Source organism: Frankia sp. CcWB2 (assembly GCF_977927585.1).
In genome coordinates this window covers 71,282-73,211 of the sequence record NZ_CDWRCM010000001.1, presented here as the reverse complement: position 1 = coordinate 73,211, position 1,930 = coordinate 71,282, and the positions used below count along the sequence as shown (strand labels likewise).

Genomic DNA, 1,930 nt, shown 5'->3' with positions numbered 1-1,930 from the left:
CTGGACCAGCTCGCTGCGGCGCTCCTCATCGGACAGGAAGCCGCGGTCGAACTGCTTCTGGACCCGGTCGGCACGCTGCTCGTAGTCGTCGAGGATCTCGGCCTTGTTCGGCGGCGCGACGACGTCCTCGATCGCGACGGTGACCCCGGACCGGGTGGCCCAGTAGAAACCGGCGCTCTTCAGGGCGTCCAGGGTCGCCGCTACCTGGATCTTCGGGTACCGCTCAGCCAGGTCGTTGACGATCGCGGCCTGTGCCTTCTTGTTCAGCTGGGCGTTGATGAAGGGGTAGCCCTCCGGCAGCGCCTCGTTGAGCAGGCAACGGCCGAACGTGGTCTCCAGGGTGAACACGTCCCCGGTGACCCAGTCGGCGGGCGGGACCCAGTCCGACGGCGGGGTGGTGTCCCGCAACCGCACCTTGATCTTCGCCTGAAGGGCGATCTCCCGGGCGTCGAACGCCATCTGCGCCTCGGCGACGCTGGAGAACGACCGCCCCTCGCCGAGCGCCCCCTCGGCCAGGCGGGACAGATGGAAGACCCCGGTCACCATGTCGAGGCTCGGCATCGCCAGCGGCCGGCCCGATGCGGGCGAGAGGATGTTGTTGCTCGACAGCATCAGGATCCGCGCCTCGGCCTGCGCCTCGGCGGACAGCGGCAGGTGCACCGCCATCTGGTCACCGTCGAAGTCGGCGTTGAACGCCGTGCAGACCAGCGGGTGGATCTGGATGGCCTTGCCCTCGACGAGCTGCGGCTCGAAGGCCTGGATGCCGAGGCGGTGCAGGGTCGGCGCCCGGTTGAGCAGCACGGGGTGCTCGGTGATGACCTCCTCGAGCACGTCCCACACGACCGGGCGGGCCCGCTCGACCATCCGCTTCGCCGACTTGATGTTCTGCGCGTGGTTGAGGTCCACCAGGCGCTTCATCACGAACGGCTTGAACAGCTCCAGCGCCATCTGCTTGGGCAGACCGCACTGGTGCAGCTTGAGCTGCGGACCGACGACGATGACCGAACGGCCGGAGTAGTCGACCCGCTTGCCCAGCAGGTTCTGGCGGAACCGGCCCTGCTTGCCCTTGAGCATGTCGGACAGCGACTTCAGCGGACGGTTACCCGGGCCGGTGACCGGCCGGCCGCGGCGGCCGTTGTCGAACAGCGCGTCGACGGCCTCCTGCAGCATCCGCTTCTCGTTGTTGACGATGATCTCGGGCGCGCCGAGGTCGAGCAGCCGCTTCAACCGGTTGTTCCGGTTGATCACCCGGCGATACAGGTCGTTGAGGTCCGAGGTGGCGAACCGGCCACCATCGAGCTGCACCATCGGGCGCAGATCGGGTGGGATCACCGGGACGCAGTCGAGCACCATCCCCATCGGGGAGTTGCGGGTGTTCAGGAACGCCGAGACAACCTTGAGCCGCTTGAGCGCGCGGGCCTTCTTCTGACCCTTGCCGCTGCGGATGGTCTCGCGCAGCGACTCGGCCTCGGCGCCCAGGTCGAAGTCAGCGAGCCGCCGCTGCAGCGCCTCGGCGCCCATGCCGCCGTCGAAGTACGCACCGAAGCGGTCGCGCAGCTCGCGATAAAGCAGCTCGTCCGGCTCCAGGTCCTGGACCTTCATGTTCTTGAAGCGGTCGAAGACCCGGTCGAGATCGTCGATCTTACGCTGCACCCGGTCCCGGATCTGGCGCATCTCGCGCTCGGCCGACTCGCGGACCTTGCGTCGCGCGTCACCCTTGGCGCCCTCGGCCTCGAGCTGCGCGAGGTCGGCCTCGAGCCGCTTCTGCCGGACTTCCGCGTCGGCGTTCTTCTTGTCCTCGAGCTGCTGTTTCTCGACGCCGATGCGGGCCTCGAGGGTGGGCAGGTCGCGGTGACGCGCCTCCGTGTCGACCTTGGTGATCATGTAGGCGGCGAAGTAGATGACCTTCTCGAGGTCCTTCGGCGCCAAG

Annotated in this window: 1 protein-coding gene; it reads right to left on the bottom strand. The window is 67.9% G+C overall.

Annotated features, from left to right (window positions below; all coding sequences use genetic code 11):
* Positions 1-1,930 (bottom strand): DNA-directed RNA polymerase subunit beta' (locus ACY45C_RS00375; protein WP_462185683.1); only part of this gene is annotated, 1,930 nt, incomplete at both ends.